This is a genomic window from Nostoc sp. CHAB 5836 (assembly GCF_020829445.1).
In the GTDB taxonomy this organism is placed as follows: domain Bacteria; phylum Cyanobacteriota; class Cyanobacteriia; order Cyanobacteriales; family Nostocaceae; genus Nostoc.
The window spans coordinates 1-21864 of the sequence record NZ_JAIVFV010000002.1; the positions used below are offsets into that span (position 1 = coordinate 1).

Sequence of the window (21864 nt, forward strand, 5' to 3'; positions counted from 1 at the left end):
TGGTTCGAGATTATGAGTTATTGCCCGAAACATCAGAGACTTTTATTTATCTTGCCATGATCCGTATCATGGTGAAGCGATTAGCATAGTTTTTTACTCCTAAAAACTTTTCAAACAACCTCTTAGACGACTTTCGCTACAAGAGAGGTGAATTCATTCTGAGGCGGGCTAGATGAGAATGAAATAGCCCTGCGTGTGGGGTGCAAAGACTGTGGGAATCACAATTAATTATGCGGACATGATACTTAGTACAGAATTGAATTAAGAGCGTTGACCGGTGACAATATATGCTACCCTTTGACCAATATTAGTGGCGTGATCTGCCATACGTTCCAGACAACGAATTGCCAGTGCTAGCAGTACAATTGGCTCGACTACACCAGGCACATCGCGTTGTTGGGCTAAAGTCTGATAAACGCGATCATAAGCATCGTCTACAGTATCATCTAAGTGCTTTAAACGGCGTCCGCCGGCTTCATCGAAATCTCCCAAAGCCTTTAAGCTAGTTGCTAGCATCGCCTGTGCGTGAAGGGACATAGCTTCAATCTCAGATAAACACGTATGAGGCGCATAAGGAAAAATTTTAATCGCAATCTCAGCTAAATCCTCAGCATAATCACCAATGCGCTCTAAGTCTCGCACCAACTGCATAAAGGCACTCAAGCAACGCAAATCTTGAGTTGTAGGCGCTTGCAGCGTCATAATTGCCGTACAGTCTGATTCGATTTGTCTATAAAAGCGATCAATCTTTTTATCTAATCGGGGAAGTTCGTCAGCAGCTGTCAAGTTACGAGCAAATAACGCTTGGTGGCTGAGGCGAAATGATTGTTCTACCAAAGCACCCATGCGCAATACATCACGTTCTAAGCGCCTAATGGCGCGTGCGAGTTGGGGTCTTTGCGGATTGGAACTGTAATGAACAGCTTTCACACTTGTTGTCTCAAACGTGAAGATATTACTAACTATAGTCTTGGCTTAAGGAGTTTGCCATAACTTCAGGAAATTGGAGTTGTATCCACGCACCTCCAGTTTCTGGATGATTCATAGCTTTGATTGAGCCACCGTGGGCGATTATAATTTGCTCAACGATCGCTAATCCTAACCCACTACCAACGATCGCCCCGATGGAGTTACCATCTTGGGGGGAATGGGTTCGGGCTTTATCTCCGCGATAAAATCGCTCAAAAACGTGGGGTAAATCTACCTCAGAAAACCCGACTCCCGAATCAATAAGATTTATTTCTAGGATTGGGGAAGCAGCATCATTATCCTTTGTGGATAAAATTTTCGCTTCAATGTAAATACTTGTACGAGGAGAACTGTACTTAATACTATTGTCTAGCAAGTTGAGAAAAACTTGGTAGATACGGGCTTGATCTGCCTTAATCCAGAGATTTTCTGGGCCAGAATAAGAAAGAGACAGATGTTGGCGCCCTGCCAAAGGTTCTAGTGTTTCCCAAACAGATGCAATCAGCGATCGCAATTCTACAGCTTTGGCTTGTAATTGCATATTTGGGTTTGCTTCCATTTGGGTGAGGTCTAGCCAGCTTTGCACTAAGTTAATCAGCCGATCAACTTCTTGCATTAGGCGGTTAACCCAGCGATTGAGAGGTGGTTCCAAGCGGATTTGTAAAGTTTCCGCAACCAAGCGAATCGAAGTTAGTGGGGTTCTGAGTTCGTGTGCTAGATCAGAAAAAGAGCGATCGCGTACTTTATTTATATCTAATAGGGGTTGACGATTTTCTAAAAACACCCCTACTTGTCCATTGGGTAAAGGCAAGCTAGACGCCCGCAAAGCCAAAGATTTTATTGTTGCCATCTCTGCCGCATCATCACAAGATGGATGAAATATCCATTCTCCCATCTGTGGTTTTTGAATATCACGAGTTTGCTCAATTAGATGGTCAAGTTCATAAGACCTTACCAACTCCAGTAACAAGCGCACCTGTCCTGGTTGCCACCTTTGCAAATCCAAAATTTCCTGCGCCTGTCGATTGCACCACAGCAGTTGACTTTCCTCATCCACCTGCAAATATCCCACTGGTGCAAAATCTAGCAGGTCTTGGTAAGTTTGCAACGACTGCTGCAAATCTTGCTCGTGCTGTTTCACCATCGCTATTTCCTGCCGCAACCCAGGAATCAGCAGCAGTCGCATCTTGTAAGAATGGGAGGTTAACGGTGGGAGTAAGCGCCCCAGGTAGCGGCTAAGTTGAACCTGTTGCCAAACCCAAAACCCAATGCCTACCGCTAAACCCAGAAAAAATCCCAATAAAAGCATTTGAGTTGTTAGTTTGTTGGTGACTACTAAAAACTAACAACTATCCCAACTAATTATCCAAATCTATAGCCAAAACCTCGTACAGTCACAATATATTCGGGATGACTGGGGTCTTGCTCTAATTTTTCGCGCAACCACCGAATGTGAACGTCTACAGTTTTACTATCGCCAACGAAATCTGGCCCCCAAATCTGATCTAGCAATTGTTCCCGTGACCATACCCTGCGGGCGTAACTCATAAACAGTTCCAGCAACCGGAACTCTTTGGGGGAAAGACTCACCTCGACATCACGAACCAGCACACGACATTCTTGGGGATTCAAGGTGATATCCTTGAATTTTAATACTGGTACTTGTGGTAAATTACTTAGGCGTTGGCGGCGGAGTAAAGCCCGACAACGAGCCACTAACTCCCGCATACTAAAGGGTTTGGTCAGGTAGTCATCTGCTCCCACCTCTAACCCCAGCACGCGGTCAGTTTCACTACCCTTAGCACTCAGCATTAAAATTGGTACTGGGTTTCCTTGATGACGCAGCAAACGGCAAATATCTAGCCCATTGATTTGAGGGAGCATTAAATCAAGAATGAGCAAATCAAAGGGAAGTTCCCCTGAATTGGTTTCAAAACTTTTGAGATACTCTATAGCAGATCGCCCATCGGGTGCAGTTACCACCCCATAACCTTCCTCTTCCAGAGCTACAGCTAGCATTTCCTGGATTAATTCTTCATCTTCTACTACTAGAATCCGGCTGGTTTGTCCAATGTCCGTTCTAGGAGAATATTTGGTCGATTCACTGGTATACATTGATATCACAAAAGTCTAGGACTGTGCTTGTATCAATTACGATGATTACATCTATTATCTCCCCTGACTGCAACCACGCTTCTACTAGGGTTAATTCTTTTAGATTTTCTTTATAAAAAGTAACATATGCCACAGCACTCTCATAAATCAAATATAACTTATGCAAAAAACTCTTAAACTCTTATCTTGACAAGAGCAGATTAATTTAGGTATATTTATCTTAGTACAAAAATACTATTACCAGAAAGGGAAAACTATACTTGAAAAACAGAAGGACATATATGTGGAAAATTCGTACCCAACTAAGTGTCCTACGTTGATTATTCTAGTATTTCCACGGTGCTAAAAAGCTTGAGTAAAAGGCTACTCTGATGTCTGCATAGGGTAGTCATTGGTATGGCTTGCTACCCAATAAATCATTGCCTATTGAAGGGAGTTGGAAGATGACTATAGTTGCAGTCAAGGACAGCAAACAACAACTAATGCAAGCATTTCAACAAATTATTATCCAAAGAAAAAAGCTGGAATCTAAAATAGCAACCAAACAAGAGGAAGCAGAAAAGGCAAAAAGTCAAGAAATTCTGCAAGCAGCTTCTACATATACGGTTGATAGTATTGTCAAAGGTTTAGCTGATTTACAATTAGAGTTTGGCAGTATTCTCAACGGACTATCTGAAAAACTAGCTCAGGAAAATTTGAAGTTAGATGAATTGAACCGAGCTATAGAAATTGAAACTCAACGCCTACAAGAGCTTCAGCAAATCAGAGTCGTTGCAGATACTCTAGATATTTTAAGTCAAGAACACCAAGAAAAGTTAAAAACCCTAGAACAAGATACTATCAGCAAAAGGGAAGCATTAGAGAAAGAAATTACAATCAGACGAAAAGAATGGCAAAAAGAGCAAGCAGAGTATGAAGAAAAGCTCCAAATATATAACAATTTATTAGCCAAAGATCGCCAGAAAGAGCAAGAAGAATTTCAGTATATATTAGAAAATACTCGGAAACTAAATACAGACAGCTACGAAGCTATAAAGCGTCAACAACAAAGGGAAATACAAGAAAACTCTCAAAATAAAGACAGAGATTGGGCACAACGAGAAAAGATATTGACTGAACGCCAACCACTCTTTGCAGATTATCAACAAAAAGTAACTACATTTCCTAATGAACTGGAAGAGGCTGTTAAAAAATCGAGAGAAGAATCCATTAAAGAAACAAGCCAGAAAGCTAAAATTGAGGCTGATTTATTTGAAAGAGAATGGGAATCGAGCAAACAGAGTTATGAACTAAAAATTCAATCTCTGGAAGAAACAATTAAGAAACAGTCTGAGCAAATAGAAGGTATTTCTGCTCAATTGCAAACTGCATTAAAACAAGCACAAGACTTAGCTATGAGGGCTTTTGGTAGTTCTACACCTAAATAGTTATGAATCTGTAAGTAGAGCGACGCAAATAAAGCTAACTGGCTAAGGCTGTCATTTGTCATTTGTCCTTACTCATTTATAAGGGTTTAAGGTATATTTACGTTTCGTAGTATAGTTTGATTTATTGTTGCCGACTTACTTAGCATCTTAATCATTTTTAATTCCTGAAGAGGAGGTTTGTTGTGGTGGGAAAGAAACCGACTGATAAGAATACTAAAGTAGAAATTCTTCAGGCGTATGAGGAGTTAGCTAAAGAAAAAGCAGTGTTGAAATCGCAACTAGAACAAATTGGTAAAGAAAACAAGTCTGGAACTCAAGAACAGCCTAAATTAGAACAAAAAACACCTATGAATCAGCTTTCTAGTGTCCAACAAAAGATGAATAATACAATTGAAAGCTTGGCAAAGATTCAATTAGGTTTTGGCAGTGCGGCTAATGAATTATCGGAACAACTAACCACAAAAGCCTCTAATTTAGAAGAAATCAGGCGAAATTTAGAAGAAGAAATCCAACAATTAACACAGTTGCACAATTTAGAGATTTCTGATGATATCTTGGATACTCTCATTGACGCCTATGAAGATAATACTAAAACTTATCAGGAAGAATATAGTCGGCGTTCTGAAGTTTTATTCCAAGAAATACTAGAGCAAAAGAATGCTTGGGGTAAAGAACAAGAGGAACAGCAACGGGCGATAAAAGAACGGAATGAAAACTTGAATAAAACTCGACAACGGGATACTTCCGAGTATAAGTATAATTTAGAACTCCAGAGGCAACTGCAAAATGACGAATACGAACAAGAGCAGAAAGCACTATATAAACAACTAGAAGAATTACTACAAAAAACAGAAAAACAGTGGGCTGAACGGGAGAAAGCAATTTCTGAGAGAGAGAAACAATTTGAAGAATTAAAAGCCAAGGTAGAGGCTTTTCCCAAAGATAAGGAAACAGCTATAAAAAAAGCTACAGAAGAAGGCAAAGGCATCGCCTACTACCAAGCTAAAGTAAAATCAGACTTATATTCTAAGGAAGTGGAAGGGCAAAAGCGTTTCTATGAACAAAGGCTGCAATCTCTAGAACAAACTATTACTAATCAAGAGACGCGGATTCAAAATCTTTCTAAACAACTTGAATCTGCTCTCAAACAAGTTCAGGATTTGGCAGTTAAAGCTATTGAAGGTACTTCAAATGTTAATTCATATCAGGCTATTAAAGAAATAGCTTTAGAACAGGCAAAGACTCAAGCGAAAAATAAATAAGCTAATTTATTTCTGATCACAATTGTAGAGACTTAATTTAAGTCTCTACAAGGAACTATAATGCTTTTTATCCAAACTTGATGTTATATCATGTCCGGTTGATTACTTAGTAAACCCGAAGAACCCCACCCCGCCAAAGCTATGCTTTGTCTCCCCTCCCCGCTTGCGGGGAGGGGATTAAGGGGTGGGGTGCAATGACTGTGGGAATCATAACTAATTATGCGGACATGATATTACTGCGCTAATGCCTCACGCACCCACTGCCTAAATGCTCGTCGCGCTGTACTAGATCCTTCTGTCAGGCTGAATTGTAAAAACTGCAATATTCCCTCAATCACAGGCAAATTGCCAAATGTGGGACTAGTTTCCATCTCAACGTATTCTGCTTGATTTAAGACAAATACTTGCAACTTGCCACCTCCGTAACACCAAAGTTCAGGTACACCCAATGCCACATAAGCACTAAGGTGGGTCTTTGAGGTAACATCGATTTCAATTGCTAAATCTGGTGGTGGATCAACTGACAAATCTAACCGTCGCTTGCCGATCATTTGGCGAGCATTTTGGATATAAAAGTAGGTATCCGGTTCTATACCTGCTGCCATTTGCGTAGGCGCAGCCCGCTGTAGGCATCGCTTAAATGTTGTTGAGCCGTAAGGTTCCCAGTCAAGCTCTAACTCATCCAGTACAATTTTAACCATGTCGCCAATTAATTCTTTGTCAACTTCATGTTCTGGTGAAGGCATCCGAATCTCTAACAGCCCTTGATAGTAAGCAACTCGTGCAGCGCGATGTTCTCCAAGTTCCTCTAGAATTGCTTCAAACTCTGCCCAACTGATCTCGCGCAATGCCAAGCACTGCCCTGGTTGAACGTCGATCTGGCGCAGTTGCAGTGTAACAACCATTTCATCCTCCGTACCGTTCACTCTTTAGCTAAAACAAATAGCCGGACTGGTTAAGAGAAGCCACTACTGTACTTGGTACTCCGAGTACAGTAGTGGCTTCACCAAAGACAGAAAATGTCAAGCAAAGGTGGAAAAACCTAGATTGGGGGGGATATCCTGAATCCGCCCAGGCCCGATCGCTCGTAATGCTTCTTTAAGTAAAATATCCCCAGTATACAAGGCACGTCCGACAATCACACCACTCACGCCTTGAGGTTCTAATGCCAATAAACTTAACAAGTCGGTAATAGAACTTACCCCGCCAGAAGCAATTATGGGGATGGAAATTACTGCTGCAAGTTCTCGCAAAGCTTCTAAATTGGGGCCGATAAGTGTACCGTCACGGTGGATATCTGTGTAAATTATGGCGGCTGCACCCAATTCTTGCATTTGTACAGCCAGTTGAGTTGCTAAAACTTCTGAGGTTTCTAACCAACCGCGAGTTGCGACGCGACCGTTACGGGCATCAATACCGATGATAATCTGTCCAGGAAATTCTTGGCAGAGTTCTTGCACTAGCTGGGGTTGTTCTACGGCGACGGTGCCGAGAATTGCCCACTGTATGCCCAGATTGAATACTTGTTGCACGCTGGTGCGATCGCGCAATCCTCCACCAATTTCAATGGGCACTGACACTGCATGAGCGATCGCTTCAATTGCCCCCAGGTTTACTACTTTACCTGCTTTGGCACCATCTAAATCAACTATATGCAATCTGGTAGCACCTTGATCTACCCACTGTTTGGCAACATCAGCCGGATTTTCGCTAAAAACTTGCGAGCGATCGTACTCTCCTTGATACAGTCGCACACAGCTACCTTCTAATAAATCAATTGCTGGAATTACGTCCATTTATTTTTTCCTCATAACTCAATGCAATCAAAACGCTACCTATAGTAGTTCTAAATCATTTGTAATAATAAATTAACCGCAGAGGCGCAGAGAGCGCAGAGAAAGTAATTGCAGATTTTCACGACTTATTGAGGATTGCTATAAGTACGTTGGTGCGAAAAAAACCAAGTATGTTACGAAACGTAAATAAGCTTAAAACCCTTACTAATGACAAATGACAAATGACCAATGACAAATGACAGCCTTAGCCAGAATTTACTATTTTTCATGTTTCATTTTTAATTGCCTTACAGCTTGCTCAAAACCCAGCACAAGCAAGATGTTAGAAAGGGTCAAAAATACTTCTGCACCACCGTGCAACCAATCTACATTGGCCAAAGACTCGCCATAATGCAATTGGGCATAAATTCCGGCTGGGATGGTGATGGCAACAAAGACGAGAGTACCGTAAAATCCATACAGCGCTAAACGCGGCATTTGTGGACTGCGGCTGATAAACCACAAGAAACCCAAATAGGGAAACAGTGAAAGTGCAAACAGGGTTTCTTTAGAAATCATTGCTCTGATTTAAGTAGGTCGGCACAATTAAAGCTAACTGGTTAAGGCTGTCATTGGTCATTTGTCATTTGTCATTTGTCATTTGTAAGGGTTTTAAGCTTATTTATGTTTTGTAACATACTTTAATTTTTTCGCGCTAACTTACTTAGTAGGTTTTGGTTCAACAGTGTTATTGGACTTGCTAGAACGCCAAATTAAAAACGCCGCCGCCCAAAGTGTAAAATTACCAACTAAGGTCATGGTAGCTTGAAGTGTTACCAGCCATTCTAGAGATTCGGCGTTGTCGAAATAATGCCAGGTACAAGCACACATGGCGCTGACTAAAGCTGGTAACATGGCAAGGGATAATCCCCACCAATTGCGATTACCAGTGAGTTCGCCATAAGTCCAAATTAACCAAATAGCTACAATCCACTCAATAACGCTAGAAATATGAATAATCCAGGTGGGAATCGATAGGGCGTGCATAAGAAAGTTAGGAGTTAGGAGTTGGGAGTTGGGAGTTGGGAGTTAGGAGTTGGGAGTCCTTTTTATCTTCCTCTGTTAGGAAGTTGGAAAATATCAACGACAGATATTCTGTATAAGTAAGTTGGCGCGAAAAAATCAAAGTATGTTACAAAACGTAAATAGCCTTAAAATCTTTACTAGTGACCAATGACAAAGGACAAATGACAGCCTTAGTCAGTTAGCTTTAATTGCGCCGACCTACTTAAAAAAAGTTGTTAATCTAAAATCCAAAATGGTTAAGATGCGGGCGTTATTGTCTGGATATTACGGTAAAGGTAATGGTGGTGACGAAGCTTTGTTGGCGACGCTTTTGCAAATGTTACCATCTCAGGTAACGCCTGTGGTGCTTTCTGGTAATCCAGACCAAACGCGCGATCGCTACAATGTAGAGACCTGTGATCGCATGGCTCTCTTCCCTGTGCTGCAAGCTTTACGCTCTTGTGATGCCTTGATTTGGGGCGGTGGGAGTCTCATTCAAGATGTCACCAGCACTATCAGCCCATTTTATTATGGGGGATTGATGGCATTGGCGCAGAAGATGGGTTTGAAAACCATTGCTTGGGCACAGGGTATTGGGCCGTTAGTGCGTCCGCAAACTCGTTGGCTGGCACGGCAAACCTTTAGTAATTGTACCAAAATCAGTGTCCGCGATGGCGCCAGTGCGGCTTTGTTATCTGATTGGCAAATCCCTTACATTATTGCTCCTGACCCGGTTTGGGCGTTGGAGTCGAAACCAGTACCAGGACTTTGGGATTTACCTGCGCCGAGAGTTGCGGTAACATTGCGATCGCATCCCCAACTTACAGAAACACGCCTAGCAAACTTAACTCGTGCTTTGGTGGATTTTCAAAAAGCCACACAGGCTTTTATTTTATTACTGCCATTTCAAAAAAGTGAAGATTTAAGTATTGCTGAAGCCATTCAACCCCAACTTCAAGATGTTAGCAAGATTTTATGTCTGGAAGATCCGCAACTTTTAAAAGGTGTGTTTCGTGGCGTTGAAATGGCAATTGGGATGCGTCTGCACAGCTTGATTATGGCTGCTGCTGAAGGTTGTCGCTGCTTTGCTCTCAGTTATGATCCCAAGGTAAATCGCCTCATGGAAGACTTGGAAATACCTGGGTGGGATTTGGCGAGTTTACCTGATGACCCCAATTTGATTAGTTTGACTTGGATGGAGCATTATGCTAACGGTGATCCTTTATCATCAGAGCAAATACAATCTTTAGTAGATAGGGCATTAATGCACCACGAGTTATTGAGCCAAGCTTTTTGTAATAAGTAGGTTGGCGCAATTAAAGTTAACTGGCTAAGGCTGTCATTTGTCATTCGTCATTTGTCATTAGTAAGGGTTTAAGCTTGTTTTCGTTTCGTAATATGCTTTGATTTTTTCGCGCCAACTTACTTAATAATTAAGTTTCAGGCGCTGAACAAAGCAAAATGTTGGGTTTCGTTCCTCAAACGCCACGTGCTACCCTGCGGGAACGCTAAAAGCGAACAAGTCGGGGAACCCGCAAGGGCGCTGTGGCTCCCCAACCTACCTACACATTTTTTATTTTTTTGCCAAAACCTACGCAGTATTGACATGGAAGCGGGGTTTTTGGTCAAAATTTTTTAAATTGATCACGCTCAAAAGTTAGTAATTTTTATCCCTGAATTTAACAGTAATTTTATGTAAAATATACATCAACAATTCTTGAGATTATTCCGATGATCAGCTTTGGCTTTTGGAACCTACTTATAGTAATTGTAGTTGCTTTAGTTCTCAAAAATAATTGGCGATTAGATGATGAAAAGGCAGCCTGGAAAAACTCTTTATTCTTAAAATCTTCTGTAATTCAACGGTTGATGCAATTTTTTCGTCAGCCAATTGTTAACTTTATTGTCCAAGCAAGTGTTGTATTAGTCGTTACAAGATTTCTCTGTTATACAGGTTGGCTAATTTATTTACTAAATCAACCAAATCCACCTTTATGGGATTTTAAGTGGTTTTATGTGGCGAGTAAATTGGCTCATCAGCATTTAAGCCCCTTTAATGTCGAGATTTTTAGCCAAAGTTTCTGTACCCTGACAAAGGTGTGTGGATTTATTCCACCCTTTGTCTATCCACCTAATATTATTCCTCTTATTTGGTTTCTGGCTGATTTTTCGATCAATACTGCATTTACAATCTGGATTGGAATGCATATATTAGCAATTTGTTTGATTTTATGGGGAGCGAATATTCTGCTGGAATCGAAGTCACGAGTTTTCAGAACTATTTGCACAATCTCCGTTGTCTTGATTTATGGTTTAGTTCGCGATCTTCAAGTTGGTAATATTGCCATTTTCGTTGCGATTCTCATTTTATGGATGTTTATCTGGGCTAGAAAAAATCAGGATATTCCAGCAGGAATTTGCTTAGGTATTGCTGTTTGTAAACCAACATTAGCTGCATTATTCATTCTGTATTTTCTACTTAAAAGACGGTTTTCTCTAGTTTTTGCATCTATTGTCACAGGAACTTCTCTAGTATTTTTAGGTCTAGCCTTGACGGACAATTCTTTGACACAATTTCTATCGGATGCAGATCGTGGATTTTCACTGTGGCTAAATGATCCGTCGAATAGTCCTTATCTTTCAATGAGTCGCCTCGATTTGATGGTCGTGGGGCCAAGATTCTTCCCCAATAATCCCTTTGTTGCCAAGCTTTTATCAGACTTCATTGTTCTAATACTTGTTGGTTTTGTGGGTTGGTATTGGTATCTCCAACAATCTCTCACCGCCTGGTCAAAAAAAATCTACTTAGAAGAAATGGTATTAGTTTCTTGCTTGAGTATTGCGGTCAACTATTCACAGCAAACTAGTACTGTGATGTTAATACCTGCTGTTGTTTTTTTGCTAAATGATTTGCTATATCAGATTAGGTATTGTACATTCTCTATGAGAAGAATGTCTGTTTGGTTAGTAGGAGTTTGCTCTCTTGCAGTGCAAACAGGGGTGATTCATGGCTGGCTCATCGGTTATTTAGCAAATCGCTGGAATGTGAAAGCAGGGGAATTGCCATACATTTTGAAAGTAACTATCTTCGCCCTACCGAGTTATGCCATTTTAGCAATTACCCTGAGTGTTTTAGTTTTAGCAATTAGTTCCCTACCTCAAAAACAGGTTCTGAAATTTTGACTAATTTTGGGGGTTTAAGTAAAAAGTTTCTACAAGCAATTTGGTCAGCACAGGATACTCTAGAAGGAGATTAAAGAATTTTCCAAAAGATACATAATTATGGTAAATCTCAATCGTTACCATGCTGCCAGCAATCAACCTATGGGTGCAGTTCGAGTCCAAGTCAAGCTCACTAATGCCATTGATGAAGCGCTTGTTAGCCGAGGAATGCTCAATCCAAATATGCTGCGAGTGTATGAAACAGAAGCATTAGTGGACACAGGGGCAGTACGCACTGTACTACCCATGTCGATTGTCCTGCAACTTGGTTTGAGAATTCGAGGACAGCAGATTGCTCAATACGCTAACGGTAGTGAAGAATCTATAGGCGTTACTGAACCTGTAATTATTGAATTGACAGGACGAGAAACTACTGAAGCCACATTAGTTACAGGCGATATAGTTCTGATTGGACAAACGGTGCTTGAGACGCTGGATTTACTGGTGGACTGTAGAAATCAGCGACTTATCCCGAATCCTGAACATCCTAACTATCCTGTGATGAGAATATAGGCTAGTACTCGACCAACCCAAAATTGCTGGGTGAGGGTCGTCATTTGTGCTAAATCACCTATTTAGGGGTGCGATCGCAGCCAAATAACTGTTTTTATTGAGAATCTAGCTCTCTAACTGAGAATTAAAGTTCGATCTAACAAAATCGCATTGCTCCCCTCAAGCTTTTGGTGCGTTACGGCTTACGCCTAACACACCCTACAAGTACTTAGATTTTTTCAGAAATCAAATATGATTCCTATATGTCAGTTGCGTAAGTCCAAAAAAGTAACATAGTTTGGTTTATTGCCGTTTACGGCTAACAATCCCTGACCATTGAACTTTTTTCTCCTTCTCCCGGCGGTAAGAAAAGAAATGCTCTGGAGTTTGGAAAGTACAATAAGGTGCGATCGCAATTTGTTCTGCACTAATTCCCAAATTTTCCAGTTGTAAAATATTCACTCGCCTGACATCCACCCGTACTTTGCCAGCATTGGGATCTTCTAGTAAAGGTGAATTTGGTAGCTCATTTAATGCAGTTATAATCTTTTGTTCGTCCTTGTGTGGTATAATGCTAGCGCCGATTTCGCCAGCCACTTCCATAGAGACTTGGTAAACCTCACCAGCGATCGCAGGGCCCATTGCAATGCGTAAATCATCAAGTTTGCTACCTTGAGATTGTAATCGAGCGATGGCTAAGGGGACAATCTTCTTAGCAGTGCCCCGCCAACCCGCGTGTAATGCTGCCACCCGTCCAGTTTCCACATCGCCAATCAATACGGGTGTACAATCTGCACTAGCTACCCAAAGAGCTTGTAGAGGGCGATCGCTAACTAAACCATCCGCCGATGCTAAATCTTCCCCAACAGTGCTTAAGAGGCTTTCAACTTCTTGGGGGGTGAGAACAGTATTGCCATGAACCTGCTTTAAACGATAAACTGATGCCTCTGGTTGCAATACTTCGGTGATAACTTCTGGCGATCGCGGCCAAAACTGCTGGGTAAAAAAGCCGTGATGCCAACGTTCTAGAATACTACAAGTTAGATAGGGTAGTCCTTCCCAATTGCGCCAGTGCCAAGTGTGCATCTTCAACCAAACCTAAACGGAAAATCACTCATCAGCCAATCAATGCTAACTTGAACAACGGAATTTGGGTTAACTGCTGTGGAATTTAATCTGCAAAACTTGGAAGCAGCGTTGAAGGCAGCGCGTAAGTATACATATTTACCATTTTCCCTCCACTTTTTTGAAAGCGTCTCCTCAACAAATCAAACTCTCTGGAACTTACTCAACCAAGGCGCTATTTCCGGAACAGTAGTAATTGCAAGTGTCCAATCTGCTGGGCGGGGACAATGGGGCCGCCAGTGGATTTCTCCTGTTGGGGGATTATATGTTTCCGTAGGGATTTCTTTTGACCACAAAATAGAGGCTACAGACGGCTACCAGCTAACTTTCGCTACTGCTTGGGGAATTGCGTCTCAATTGCGCCAGTGCGGTGTAGATGTTGGGATAAAATGGCCCAATGATTTAGTTTTAAATGGTCGTAAACTAGGCGGCATATTGACAGAAACCAAAGTAAACAAAGGACAAATCACCCAAGCAGTAATTGGTGTTGGTATTAACTGGATAAACCCAGTACCCGAAACTGGAATCAATCTGGAATCGTGGCAAGCTTCCCAAAATTTCAGACCAATTTCTTGTCTGGAAATGCTAACCTCTAAAGTCTTACTGGGAATAGAATCCGGTATGGAGTGCCTTTGCCAAGAAGGAGTAAGCATACTCTTGTCTCGCTATCTAGATTTGCTTACAAACATGGGTGATCAGGTATATGTCAATAATCTTTCAGGTACTGTAGTTGGGGTGACATCTCAAGGAAACTTACGAGTTGATTTACAAACAGATCACACAAAAGAACTAATTACATCGGAAATTTATATTGAACCCGGTACAATCAGTTTGGGGTATCATAAATCTTCCGTTTAAATTTGAGGTTTGTTCAAAATTTCGCTCTTTGGGCAAGACAAACCACTAGCATCATCTCTTTAGGCTAATTACACACAACTGAGAGAACAAATGACGCAGCGCAATAATTCTGCCCATCATCCTTTGCATTACTTATGGCAGCAAGGTCTAACAAGAAAACGTTTTGCCTCAACGCTACCTGCTCAAAGCCTCTGCTGGCTGAGTAGCGTCAGCCTCCTGAGCGGCGGCTTTGTGTTTGCCCAAACGGAAACACAAATAGATAACATCGTTCCCACTGTTGAAAGTTCCCAACCAACAGCAGTTATAAACCCAGTTAACAAACAAGCCGTTGCGCCCGAAACAGTTCAAGCGCAACCAGAATTTTCCCAAAGACGAGCCAGACTCAAACAGAGACTACGCAAGCCAGAGGTTGCTCAATCAAAAGAACCAGTTAGGCAGTCTACACCGAAAATCGAAGCTGTCCAACCTGTTGTGATTATCAGACAGTCAAAGCCCAAGGTAGAAGCCTCCCAGGTTACTCCTGCAAGGGTGATACCGGAAAAACCCAATACCCCTGCCCACTCTTTACCTGAAAAACTCCCACAAGTTGCTCAACCATCAAATAACTCAAACAATACCGTCAGTGCAACGGCAGGGAAAACAAGGGATTATAATAACGCCTATATTGATCCTAATAGTTATGACAGTGGTGCCACAGGTACTTACCAAGCACCAAATTCCGTAATTCTCACAGAACGTTCCAGTGGTTGTCGAGCCATTTTGCCTTCAGGGCAGAGCGTATTAGGCGGCGCCTGCGCCAAAGTACCCCAAAGGAGCGTAGCTGATTCTAATGTTAAACCAGCACCTAATTGGCTCAGAAGAAGTCAAAATGCACAATTACCAGTAGTTCCACCCGTGCGGCAGATTGCAACTCCTGGCAACACCAGCAGATGGCGTACTGCTCAAAGTGGTTCTAGTGGTGACACCAAGAGTGCATTTCGCCCGAATCGGTTTATCCCGAATCCTAGCGAGTTCAGCCCCACAAGAGTGAGTGCAACTCCCATCGCGCCCAGTGGCGGTACTTTACCTCCACCAATGGCAGATGGCAACATTGCACCCCGCCCCAGCAACGTCGCTTATGACTTCTCATTGGCATCAGTATTGCCGCAAATCCCCTACGTGGGGAGAGTCGCCTATAGTGGTACGGGAATGATGTATCCATTGTCTATTCCGGCTTCTATTACTTCTGTGTTTGGTTGGCGAATTCATCCAATCACAGGTAATCAACGCTTCCATGCTGGTACAGACTTGGGTGCGCCTACGGGAACACCAGTTTTGGCAGCTGCTGCTGGTCAAGTAGAAACTGCTAACTGGATGGGTGGTTATGGTTTAACTGTTATTCTGAATCACAAATCGGCTGAACAAACTCTCTACGGTCATATGTCAGAAATCTTTGTTCAACCTGGTCAGTGGGTACAACCTGGAACTGTCATCGGGCGAGTTGGCAGCACCGGGGCTTCCACAGGCCCTCACCTGCACTTTGAAGTCCGTCACCTGTCACCGAATGGGTGGGTTGCTACTGACCCAGGTGTGGGATTACAAAGCGCCCTAAGCCAGTTAATACGAGGCTTACAAACTGCTCAAGTCAGCCAGGAACCAGGCAGTTAGAAGAAAGTTAGGAGTTAGGAGTTAGGAGTGAGCAGTTAGGAATTTAAAACTTCTAACTCCTAATAGACATCTGGTGAAATTAAATATGCGTTACCCCGAACCCTTGTAGAGACGTAGCAGTGCTACGTCAAAACAATTCTTTTTCACCAGACGTCTAAATCTCAGACCGACAGGGATGATACAGTAGATGTTGTTAATTAGCAGTGCTAGCTTTTTGCGGTAAAAGATAAATACCCCCAGAAATTAAAGTTAGAGCAACAGAAACCCAAAAGGCAATCAGAGAGGGAGTTTGCCAGACTTCAGGTAGGGGTGCGATCAGAAGTGCGATCGCAACTATTTGACTAACAGTTTTGAGTTTACCCCAAATATTCGCCCCGGTAATCGTTGTTTGATTCACCCGCCAACCAGCGATCGCTAATTCCCGCGCTAAAATCAAAAACACTCCCCAAGCTGGCACTTTTCCTAGTTCAATAAAAACCATTAACGGCGCAAGTACCAGAAATTTATCCACTAAGGGGTCAAGAAATTTACCCAAATCACTAATTTGGTTAAGTTTTCGCGCTAAATAACCATCTAACCAATCAGTCAACGCAGCAACGATAAAAATCGCCAAACATAACCACCTAGCCTGAGAGGTAGGGTTGTACAAACCATATAGCAAAAATGGTACACCCAGAAGACGAGAGAAGGTAATCCAGTTAGGTAAAGTCATGATTTGGGTTGAGGAATTATCTATAATTTTAACCAAGCAAATAATTGCCCTAATGTCAAATGTAAATCACTGACTAAATCCGGTACTGGCAATATATCTTGTTCGTTTTCTAAATATATTAGTTGCTGGTGAGGCGGATAAACTAAAACACAACATTCCTCTGGGTCAATTAACCAACCTAAGCGAGTACCATGATTTAAACAATGTAAAATATTTTTGGTAACTTTTGTGGTACTTTGTTCAGGCGAGAGGATTTCAATTGTCCAATCTGGATGTGTATTAAACGTATTGCCGATATTACCTTTTTCATCTACAGGAATTCGTTCCCAAGCGAATACTGCAACATCTGGAACAGTGGAACGTCCCCCAAAGGTACAGCGTAATTCTGGAAAAGCTAGGGCGATTTTTCTGGGTTCTGCTACACCATTAATTGTAGTCACTAATTTACCTTGAAGTCTGCTATGTTTACCTTGAGGCATAGGTTTTTGAATTATTTCCCCATCAACATATTCACTGGCTGGCTTAGTTTCTGGTAATTGTAAAAATTCCTCTAAAGATATACGGCGAGTTGGTGTTTTAATCATAATATTTTCCCTGCTCGTATTTAATGAATTCGCTAACGGTATCAGTATCTCGGCGGACACCCTTTTAGGGATTGAAAATTTCAAGGTTGACTGTTTTTGAACACAGTAAAACGCGCGTGAGTATCATTTGCATGGCATGATCTGTATTTTAAGATCATCCAAACAATACTATGACTGACAATATAGATTTTCGCATCGAAGCCGATTCGATGGGCGATCGCCAAATTACTAGTAGCGTTTATTACGGGATTCAAACGCTACGCGCTATCGAAAACTTCACCATTAGCGGCATAAAGCCTTTAAATACCTACGTAGATGCTGGGTTAATCATTAAAAAAGCTACAGCAATTGTGAATGGAGAACTCAATTGCATTCCTCAAGATATTAGTCAGGCGATTGTGCAAGCAAGTGATGAAATCTTAGCTGGGAAGTTCCGCGATCAATTTGTTGTGGATATTTATCAGGCGGGTGCTGGAACATCTCACCACATGAATATCAACGAAGTTCTAGCAAATCGCGCCTTAGAAATTCTTGGTGAAGAAAAGGGTAATTACAAACGTGTTAGTCCCAATGACCATGTTAATTATGGACAGTCTACCAATGATGTGATTCCTACCGCGATCAGAATTGGTGGATTATTGGCATTATCTAAGACATTACATCCAGCAATAGATGGGGCGATCGCATCTTTAGAAAACAAAGCTGTAGAATTTCAAGATATCGTCAAATCTGGCAGAACCCATTTACAAGACGCAGTACCCGTGCGTTTGGGTGAGAGTTTTCGGGCTTGGGCGCAAATCCTTACAGAACACCAAAACCGGATTTATACTGCCTCTGGGGATTTGATGGTGCTGGGTTTGGGAGGTAGCGCCGCCGGAACAGGATTAAATACTCATTCCCTCTATCGCGCCCGTGTGATAGAAGTTCTCTCAGAATTGATTAATACTCCCCTTGAACCTGCGCCCCATCTCATGGCAGCTATGCAAAGTATGGCACCATTTGTGAATGTTTCCGGTGCTTTACGCAATTTAGCCCAGGATTTAGTCAAAATATCTCACGACTTGCGGCTGATGGATTCGGGGCCAAAAACAGGCTTAAAAGAAATTCAACTGCCTCCAGTGCAACCCGGTTCCTCAATTATGCCAGGGAAATATAACCCAGTGATGGCAGAGATGACATCAATGGTGTGTTTTCAGGTGATGGGTTACGACAGTGCGATCGCTTTAGCGGCACAAGCCGGACAATTAGAATTAAATGTGATGATGCCACTAATTGCCTATAACTTGATTCACAGTATCGAAATTCTGGGTAATACCATCGCCGCACTCTGTGAACGTTGCATTGAGGGAATTACTGCTAACAAAGAACGTTGTTTAGCATACGCTGAAGGCAGTTTAGCTTTAGTAACCGCATTAAATACTCACATCGGTTATTTAAACGCCGCAGCTGTCGCCAAAGAATCTTTAGAAACTGGTAAATCCCTGCGCGAAATTGTTTTAGAACGAGGATTGATGAGTGAAACAGACTTAGCCACAGTGTTAAATCTAGAACAAATGAGTGCTATTTTACCTCTGAGTCGAGAATCAAAGCAGATCGATTAGTATCAATTTTTTTTTAACGAACCACAGAGGCGCAGAGTACCCAGAGAGAAAAATAAAAAGGAACGATTAACTGAACAAAAAATCTCTCATGACTCTGCGTTCTCTGTGTTCTCTGCGGTTCGTTTTTGGTTGTATTTAATTTGGCGGATCAAAACGATTTACCACCGTAGCCCACAAAATCATTGGTGAACCTACTGCTAAACACAACAACCACTGCTGTAAATTTAATGGTGCCGTTTCAAAGACTTCATTAATTAATGGCACATGAGCAAAGACAATTTGTAAAATAATTGCCCCGATAATCCCAAATCCAATTGCGGGTACATCGACATTCTCTTTAATTGTGCCATCCATCTTAGCAATCAAATTCGGGATTAATTGACTAATGCTCAATAAATAGAATATCCGTCCGGCAATCAAAGAGTTAATCGCCATTGTTCTCGCTAAATCTATATTGCCTGTGGTTTGGCGAATATATTCAAATACTCCAAATATCACAATCCAGTTAAACAGAGAAATTGCCAAAATTCTTTTTACACGACTGCCTGAAAGTAACGGTTCATTAGGATGACGCGGTGCTTGTTGCATGACATTTTGCGCTTTTGGCTCAAAGGCTAAAGGAACTGTCATGGTGATGGAATTGAGCATATTGAGCCACAGAACTTGTAAAGATAAAATTGGTAAATCTCTGGCTAATAATGTGCTAATTAAAATTGTCATTGATTCGCCACCGTTCACTGGCAAAATAAAACAAATCGCCTTCAGGAGATTTTTATATACCGCCCGTCCTTCTTCTATAGCAGCTTCAATGGAGGCAAAATTATCATCGGTAAGCAGCATATCGGCGGCTTCTTTGGCGACTTCTGTACCAGCGCCACCCATCGCAATTCCAATATCTGCTTGTTTTAAAGCCGGTGCATCGTTGACACCATCTCCTGTCATGGCGACGACTTCACCTTTTGATTGCAAGGCTTCAACTAAACGCAGTTTTTGTTCTGGGGCGACACGGGCAAAAACTACACCTTCTTCGGCAACTTGGGCGAGTTCTGTTTGATCCATTTTTGCGAGTTCTGCACCTGTAAAAGCCAGAACTGAACCATTTTTGTTGATGCCCATGCGGCGAGCGATCGCCTGTGCTGTGATCGCATGATCGCCAGTAATCATTTTGACTTGAATCCCAGCTTCCTGACACGCTTGCACCGCTTTAATGGCACTCTCACGCGGCGGATCGATCATTCCCTGCAAGCCGATGAAAATTAACCCAGTAGCAATATCTGGATGATCTACTGTATTTTGCCCATCGGCTACTGCTTTCTTTGCCAAAGCTAATACCCGCAAACCTTGGCGTGCCATAATATTGACTTCCCGTTCGATGCTAGTTTGTCGTAATGTTTCTACACAATCTAACGGGCGGGGTTCTCCCTCAGTGTTCAACATCCAGGTGCAGCGTTGAAGAATTGCCTCGACTGAACCCTTAATATAGATAGTCTTACCTTGGGGTGTGGCGTGCAAAGTCGCCATGTATTGAAAGTCCGATTCAAAGGGAATTGCATCTAACCTCGGCATTTGTTTGGCTAAGGTTGGCTGACTAAAACCTGCTTTGTTTCCGGATGTAATTAACGCCCCTTCTGTAGGATCTCCCATGACTACCCACCTACCATTCTTCTTCTCTAGCTGGGAGTCGTTACACAACAACCCGGCAATTAAGCATTCTTGCAAACCCTTATTGTTGTTGAGGTTCACAGGTTTGTCATCTATGAGGATTTCGCCGTCTGGTGTGTAACCAATACCACTGACAGTATATTGATGTCCCCCAGTATAAATTGCTTGTACTGTCATCTGGTTTTCTGTCAAAGTCCCGGTTTTATCAGAACAAATAACAGTTGCACTCCCTAATGTTTCTACGGCTGGCAATTTGCGGATAATCGCGTTGCGTCGTGCCATGCGGGAAACACCTATGGCTAACGTAACTGTAACTACTGCTGGTAATCCTTCCGGGATGGCACTGACTGTTAAAGTGACTGCTGCTTCTAAAGCCTCTTGGAAACCTCGAGAACTTAATCCGACTACGAAGCAGAGGGTTGCCAAACCTAAGACCATATACAGCCAATTCTGGCTAAATTTATCGAATTTTCTAGTTAATGGTGTAGAAATATCGGCGTGCTGTTCCATTAACTGGGAAATCCGCCCTGTTTCTGTGGTGTTACCTGTGGCAACTACAACACCAGTACCTTGCCCAAAGGTAACGAAGCCACCCGCATAAGCCATGTTTTTGCGTTCGGCTAAAGCAGTGTCCAGCTTGACAATTTGAGTATTTTTTTCTACCGCCACAGATTCACCAGTCAGGGCAGATTCATCTACCTGCAAATTTTTAACTTGAATTAACCGTAAATCTGCTGGGACTTTATCACCGGAAGTTAGTAAAACAATATCCCCAGGCACTAACTCACCGGAAGGGATGCGTATTTTTTGACCGTCACGGATGATGGTGGCTTCTGTGGTGATGGCTTTGGCAAGGGCGGCGATCGCACCTTCGGCTTTCGATTCCTGAATAAACCCAATGATGGCGTTGGTGGTAGTCACGCCCCAAATTACACCAGCATTCACCAAGCTGCCAGTCACAGCTTTGACTAAACCCGCACACAATAAAATAATCAGCAGCGGTTGGTTAAATTGTAGTAAAAATTTTAACCACCAAGGTTTACTTTTCTTACCTGTGAGTTCATTTGCCCCCACCTCAGACAATAGCTTTTTGGCTGCTACACTACTTAAACCATTCTCAGTATCAGCATTTAAACGGGCGATCGCTTCGCGAATCTCCAATGTATGCCAAACAGCGGACTGTTTCTCTTCGGGTGTGATGGTGAATACTGCCTGTGCCATAATCTGTAATTTAATAGTGTTAACTATTTAATAGCACTAAAAATAAGTGTTAAACTAAAATAAACACTAAGAATATTTGATACAAATCATAGTTAGCTTCAATGGTTGCTCAGGAACCATTGAAGTG

19 protein-coding genes are annotated in these 21864 nt (G+C 42.1%); 8 read left to right on the forward strand and 11 right to left on the reverse strand.

The genetic code is table 11. The features are described 5' to 3' along the window. Nucleotides 1-261: 261 nt before the first annotated feature. The 3 genes from phoU to LC605_RS00520 are packed head-to-tail and all read right to left on the reverse strand — an operon-like array spanning nt 262 to nt 3084. Complete coding sequence (gene phoU, locus LC605_RS00510; RefSeq protein ID WP_229545625.1) at nt 262-930, reverse strand: phosphate signaling complex protein PhoU; 669 nt, start codon at nt 928-930, stop codon at nt 262-264. Between the two features lie 28 nt (nt 931-958). Continuing rightward, the gene (locus LC605_RS00515) at nt 959-2278 is read right to left on the reverse strand and encodes a cell wall metabolism sensor histidine kinase WalK (RefSeq protein ID WP_229545626.1); all 1320 of its coding nucleotides are present in this window, start codon (nt 2276-2278) and stop codon (nt 959-961) included. 53 nt (nt 2279-2331) lie between these two features. Then, nucleotides 2332-3084 carry a winged helix-turn-helix domain-containing protein gene (locus LC605_RS00520; RefSeq protein ID WP_229545627.1) on the reverse strand — a complete coding sequence of 251 codons (753 nt, stop codon included), beginning with the start codon at nt 3082-3084 and terminating at the stop codon, nt 2332-2334. A 443-nt stretch (nt 3085-3527) separates the two neighbouring features. Between LC605_RS00520 and LC605_RS00525 the strand changes: the two genes are divergently transcribed. Both LC605_RS00525 and LC605_RS00530 read left to right on the forward strand, forming a co-directional pair. Continuing rightward, nucleotides 3528-4511, forward strand: a complete 984-nt coding sequence (locus tag LC605_RS00525) for a hypothetical protein (protein WP_229545628.1) — start codon at nt 3528-3530, stop codon at nt 4509-4511. A 182-nt stretch (nt 4512-4693) separates the two neighbouring features. After that, entirely contained in the window at nt 4694-5773 is a 1080-nt protein-coding gene (locus LC605_RS00530; protein ID WP_229545629.1) for a hypothetical protein, read from the forward strand. Between the two features lie 233 nt (nt 5774-6006). Here LC605_RS00530 and LC605_RS00535 read toward each other — a convergent pair whose 3' ends face one another. The 4 genes from LC605_RS00535 to LC605_RS00550 form a co-directional block, all read right to left on the reverse strand. Beyond that, complete coding sequence (locus LC605_RS00535) at nt 6007-6678, reverse strand: Uma2 family endonuclease (protein WP_229545630.1); 672 nt, start codon at nt 6676-6678, stop codon at nt 6007-6009. Between the two features lie 117 nt (nt 6679-6795). Then, nucleotides 6796-7569 (reverse strand): 1-(5-phosphoribosyl)-5-[(5-phosphoribosylamino)methylideneamino]imidazole-4-carboxamide isomerase, encoded by a 774-nt coding sequence (hisA, locus tag LC605_RS00540; RefSeq protein ID WP_229545631.1) that lies wholly within the window; start codon nt 7567-7569, stop codon nt 6796-6798. A 258-nt stretch (nt 7570-7827) separates the two neighbouring features. Next, nucleotides 7828-8127 (reverse strand): DUF3593 domain-containing protein, encoded by a 300-nt coding sequence (locus LC605_RS00545; protein WP_229545632.1) that lies wholly within the window; start codon nt 8125-8127, stop codon nt 7828-7830. Between the two features lie 141 nt (nt 8128-8268). Then, the gene (locus LC605_RS00550; RefSeq protein ID WP_229545633.1) at nt 8269-8595 is read right to left on the reverse strand and encodes a DUF2499 domain-containing protein; all 327 of its coding nucleotides are present in this window, start codon (nt 8593-8595) and stop codon (nt 8269-8271) included. A 280-nt stretch (nt 8596-8875) separates the two neighbouring features. On the opposite strand from LC605_RS00550, the gene csaB reads away from it, so the two are divergent. The 3 genes from csaB (at nt 8876) to LC605_RS00565 (ending at nt 12348) form a co-directional block, all read left to right on the forward strand. Then, complete coding sequence (gene csaB, locus LC605_RS00555; RefSeq protein ID WP_229545730.1) at nt 8876-9919, forward strand: polysaccharide pyruvyl transferase CsaB; 1044 nt, start codon at nt 8876-8878, stop codon at nt 9917-9919. Nucleotides 9920-10344: 425 nt separating this feature from the next. Beyond that, entirely contained in the window at nt 10345-11796 is a 1452-nt protein-coding gene (locus tag LC605_RS00560; RefSeq protein WP_229545634.1) for a glycosyltransferase family 87 protein, read from the forward strand. A gap of 99 nt (nt 11797-11895) precedes the next feature. Next, a complete protein-coding gene (locus LC605_RS00565) occupies nt 11896-12348 on the forward strand; it encodes a retroviral-like aspartic protease family protein (protein ID WP_229545635.1) in 453 nt (150 codons plus the stop codon). A gap of 282 nt (nt 12349-12630) precedes the next feature. On the opposite strand, the gene pgeF is transcribed toward LC605_RS00565, so the two are convergent. Then, nucleotides 12631-13413 (reverse strand): peptidoglycan editing factor PgeF, encoded by a 783-nt coding sequence (gene pgeF, locus LC605_RS00570; RefSeq protein WP_229545636.1) that lies wholly within the window; start codon nt 13411-13413, stop codon nt 12631-12633. A 78-nt stretch (nt 13414-13491) separates the two neighbouring features. Here pgeF and LC605_RS00575 point away from each other — a divergent pair, with 78 nt between their 5' ends. Next, on the forward strand, nt 13492-14310 hold the full coding sequence (locus LC605_RS00575) for a biotin--[acetyl-CoA-carboxylase] ligase (protein ID WP_229545637.1): 819 nt from the start codon (nt 13492-13494) through the stop codon (nt 14308-14310). A gap of 90 nt (nt 14311-14400) precedes the next feature. After that, a complete protein-coding gene (locus LC605_RS00580) occupies nt 14401-15957 on the forward strand; it encodes a M23 family metallopeptidase (RefSeq protein WP_229545638.1) in 1557 nt (518 codons plus the stop codon). Nucleotides 15958-16150: 193 nt separating this feature from the next. Here the strand turns inward: LC605_RS00580 and pgsA are convergent, their stop codons facing one another. After that, on the reverse strand, nt 16151-16669 hold the full coding sequence (gene pgsA / locus LC605_RS00585; protein ID WP_229545731.1) for a CDP-diacylglycerol--glycerol-3-phosphate 3-phosphatidyltransferase: 519 nt from the start codon (nt 16667-16669) through the stop codon (nt 16151-16153). 20 nt (nt 16670-16689) lie between these two features. After that, the gene (locus LC605_RS00590) at nt 16690-17253 is read right to left on the reverse strand and encodes a Uma2 family endonuclease (protein WP_229545639.1); all 564 of its coding nucleotides are present in this window, start codon (nt 17251-17253) and stop codon (nt 16690-16692) included. Between the two features lie 170 nt (nt 17254-17423). Here LC605_RS00590 and LC605_RS00595 point away from each other — a divergent pair, with 170 nt between their 5' ends. Next, nucleotides 17424-18854, forward strand: a complete 1431-nt coding sequence (locus LC605_RS00595; RefSeq protein ID WP_229545640.1) for an aspartate ammonia-lyase — start codon at nt 17424-17426, stop codon at nt 18852-18854. A 135-nt stretch (nt 18855-18989) separates the two neighbouring features. Here the strand turns inward: LC605_RS00595 and LC605_RS00600 are convergent, their stop codons facing one another. Then, nucleotides 18990-21737, reverse strand: a complete 2748-nt coding sequence (locus LC605_RS00600; RefSeq protein ID WP_229545641.1) for an HAD-IC family P-type ATPase — start codon at nt 21735-21737, stop codon at nt 18990-18992. Nucleotides 21738-21864: the final 127 nt, after the last annotated feature.

Bases quoted from the DNA above. Each gene is read 5' to 3' on its own strand.
- LC605_RS00595 (WP_229545640.1), top strand. From the start codon at position 17,424: ATGACTGACAATATAGATTTTCGCATCGAAGCCGATTCGATGGGCGAT.
- LC605_RS00525 (WP_229545628.1), top strand. From the start codon at position 3,528: ATGACTATAGTTGCAGTCAAGGACAGCAAACAACAACTAATGCAAGCA.
- pgeF (WP_229545636.1), bottom strand. From the start codon at position 13,413: ATGCACACTTGGCACTGGCGCAATTGGGAAGGACTACCCTATCTAACT.
- LC605_RS00550 (WP_229545633.1), bottom strand. From the start codon at position 8,595: ATGCACGCCCTATCGATTCCCACCTGGATTATTCATATTTCTAGCGTT.
- LC605_RS00565 (WP_229545635.1), top strand. From the start codon at position 11,896: ATGGTAAATCTCAATCGTTACCATGCTGCCAGCAATCAACCTATGGGT.
- csaB (WP_229545730.1), top strand. From the start codon at position 8,876: ATGCGGGCGTTATTGTCTGGATATTACGGTAAAGGTAATGGTGGTGAC.
- LC605_RS00580 (WP_229545638.1), top strand. From the start codon at position 14,401: ATGACGCAGCGCAATAATTCTGCCCATCATCCTTTGCATTACTTATGG.
- LC605_RS00600 (WP_229545641.1), bottom strand. From the start codon at position 21,737: ATGGCACAGGCAGTATTCACCATCACACCCGAAGAGAAACAGTCCGCT.
- LC605_RS00560 (WP_229545634.1), top strand. From the start codon at position 10,345: ATGATCAGCTTTGGCTTTTGGAACCTACTTATAGTAATTGTAGTTGCT.
- LC605_RS00520 (WP_229545627.1), bottom strand. From the start codon at position 3,084: ATGTATACCAGTGAATCGACCAAATATTCTCCTAGAACGGACATTGGA.
- LC605_RS00545 (WP_229545632.1), bottom strand. From the start codon at position 8,127: ATGATTTCTAAAGAAACCCTGTTTGCACTTTCACTGTTTCCCTATTTG.
- LC605_RS00590 (WP_229545639.1), bottom strand. From the start codon at position 17,253: ATGATTAAAACACCAACTCGCCGTATATCTTTAGAGGAATTTTTACAA.
- LC605_RS00535 (WP_229545630.1), bottom strand. From the start codon at position 6,678: ATGGTTGTTACACTGCAACTGCGCCAGATCGACGTTCAACCAGGGCAG.
- hisA (WP_229545631.1), bottom strand. From the start codon at position 7,569: ATGGACGTAATTCCAGCAATTGATTTATTAGAAGGTAGCTGTGTGCGA.
- pgsA (WP_229545731.1), bottom strand. From the start codon at position 16,669: ATGACTTTACCTAACTGGATTACCTTCTCTCGTCTTCTGGGTGTACCA.
- LC605_RS00515 (WP_229545626.1), bottom strand. From the start codon at position 2,278: ATGCTTTTATTGGGATTTTTTCTGGGTTTAGCGGTAGGCATTGGGTTT.